Source organism: Streptomyces sp. MnatMP-M17 (genome assembly GCF_900091995.1).
Lineage (GTDB): Bacteria > Actinomycetota > Actinomycetes > Streptomycetales > Streptomycetaceae > Streptomyces.
The window spans coordinates 1-2,523 of sequence record NZ_FMDK01000707.1 but is presented as its reverse complement, the minus strand read 5'-3'; the positions used below and the strand labels follow the sequence as shown (position 1 = coordinate 2,523).

At 73.4% G+C, this 2,523-nt stretch carries 3 protein-coding genes; all 3 read left to right on the top strand.

Annotated features, from left to right (window positions below; translation table 11 throughout):
- Positions 1 to 41: 41 nt before the first annotated feature.
- Entirely contained in the window at positions 42 to 581 is a 540-nt protein-coding gene (locus tag GA0115259_RS28780) for a hypothetical protein (protein WP_093602448.1), read from the top strand.
- Entirely contained in the window at positions 578 to 1,540 is a 963-nt protein-coding gene (egtD, locus tag GA0115259_RS28775) for an L-histidine N(alpha)-methyltransferase (protein WP_093602446.1), read from the top strand. Before GA0115259_RS28780 ends, egtD begins: the two co-directional genes overlap by 4 nt.
- Before the next feature lie 204 nt (positions 1,541 to 1,744).
- Positions 1,745 to 2,523: hypothetical protein (locus GA0115259_RS28770; RefSeq protein ID WP_176732685.1), on the top strand; the 779-nt coding region annotated here is incomplete at its 3' end.

The window sequence follows — 2,523 nt, the reverse complement described above, 5'->3', positions numbered from 1 at the left end:
TCCGCGCGGCCGACTGACTCGGGCCGCTCAAGTCGCGGCCGTTGCAGGTCCTGTACCTGTCCATGGTCTGCTACGGCATCCCGATCGGCGCGCTGACCCCGCTCGCCCTGGCCGCCGCCACGGAGCATCACCTGCCGGTACTGTCCGGGGCGCTGCCCGCCGCCCTGTCCGTCGGTGCCGTGCTCGGCGGACTCCTGTACGGGGCGCGTTCGTGGCCCGGCACGACAGCGGACCACCTGCTGGTCCTCGCCGCGGCGAGTACGGCCGGCTGGAGTGTGTACGCGCTCGCCAGCAGCCCCGTCGTGCTCCTGTTCACCACCCTCATCCCCGGCCTGGTGATGGCCCCGCTGCTCGCGGCCGCCTTCGTGGCGACCAGCGCCCTGGCCCCTCGGGCTCTGATCACCGAAGCGCACGCTCTCCTCGTCGCCGCCCTCGACCTCGGATGCGCGGCGGGCACCGCGAGCGCGGCGGTCCTGCACGAAGTCCTCCTGCCGACCGCGGCCGCCGCCGCAGCCCTCACACTCGCCGCCGCCCGACACCACCCAGCGCTGACCGCCCCACCAAAGGAGTCCCACTCGTGAGCCCGTTCCGCCTCACCCGCACCCTGAACGACGACAGCCTGGCCGCGTTGCGCCACGACGTCCTCCACGGCCTTGGCGGCACAGCGAAGACCCTGCCGCCCAAGTGGCTCTATGACGCCCGCGGCAGTGAGCTCTTCGAGATGATCACGCGCCCGCCCGAGTACTACCCGACCCGCGACGAGCGCGAGTTGCTGCGCACGCACGCCCCCGCCATCGGAGCGGAAGCCGGCGCGCGAACCCTCATCGAGCTGGGCTCCGGGTCATCCGAGAAGACCCAGCACCTCCTCGACGCCCTTCCCGCCCTGCACACCTACGTGCCCGTCGACGTGAGCTGCAGCGCCCTCGAGCAGGCGGGACGGGCCCTCGCCCGCGAGCGGCCACGGCTTGCCGTGCACGCGCTCGTCGCCGACTTCACCTGGGCCCTCGATCTGCCCGACACCCCCGGTCCCCGCCTGCTCGTGTTCCTGGGCGGCACCATCGGCAACCTCACGCCGGCCGAGCGGGCCGAGTTCCTCACCTCCGTGCGGTCCCTGCTCGGCCCGGGCGACGCGTTCCTGCTCGGCATGGACCTGGTCAAGGACGCGTCGGTGCTGGTCGCCGCGTACGACGACGCCGCCGGCGTGACGGCCGAGTTCAACAAGAACGTGCTGGCGGTCCTCAACCGCGAGCTCGGCGCCGACTTCGTCCCGGACGCGTTCGCCCACGTCGCACGATGGAACCCCGCGGACGAGTGGATCGAGATGCGGCTCCGATCGCTCACCCGGCAGACCGTGAAGATCCCCTCCCTCGGCCTCGCCGTCGACTTCGCCGACGGCGAGGAGCTGCGCACGGAGGTTTGCGCCAAGTTCCGGCGCCCCGGCATTGCCCGCGAACTCCAGCAGGCCGGACTCCAGATGGACCGGTGGTGGACCACGAACACCAGCAGCTACGGCATCGCGCTCGCCCGCCCACTGCCCTGACGCGCCGTACGCCACCGACCGCGGCACCCCGAGTCGCGCTCGCGACGGCGGCGTGGGCCAGGAGCCGGCCGGGCCGCCGGAATCGCCGAACTCTGTCCACAGGCAGCCCGACCCAAGATCGAACTACCTGCAGGAACTTCGCCTCTGCGCGGCACGAGCGCACAGGCGGTCCTGCTGTTCAGTCACAGGAGGCTGATCTCTTCCATGCGTAGAACCCGTACGCGCGTCCTGCGCCGTGTCGCGGCGACGGTCGCCATGCTGGCCGCGTCCTCGGCGCTGGCCGCTCCCGCGGCGCTGGCCGCGGACGCGGACTCCGCGCCGAAGCCGGGCGCCAGCGCCCCGGACGAGGCGTCCCTCGCCCTGACCGCGAAGGTCTCGGCCACTGCTGGCGCGGAGGTCTCCGCCTCAGCGGGGGCGCAGGCACCGGCCGATGCGAGCGACGGTCCGAGCGCGGACCCGACGACCGATCCGACCGATCCCGGTGAGCCGGGCACGGACCCGACCACACCGCCGACCACCGACCCCACCGACCCGGGCACCGACCCCACGGACCCGCCGACCACCGATCCGACCGATCCGCCGACCACGGACCCCACGGACCCGCCGACGACGGACCCCACCGATCCGCCGACGACCGATCCGACCGATCCGCCGACCACGGACCCGACCGACCCGGGTACGGATCCCTCCGACCCGCCGACCACCGACCCGACCCAGCCGGGAGGCGGGGAGCCGAGCCCGGGGCCCAACCACGACGGCTCCAACAAGCCGGGCCAGCAGGGTGGTTCGGGCAAGGGCGGCTCGACGGCCCACGGCACTCCCGCCTCGGACCAGCAGCTGAGCGCCGACACGATCACTCCCGCCGGAAGCCTCGCGCACACCGGCGCTGAAGGAGACACCCAGCTCGCCATGGCCGCCGGCGGACTCATCGCCGTCGGTATGGCGGCCGTGGGCGCCGTCGGTTACGGCAAGCGCCGCGCCAG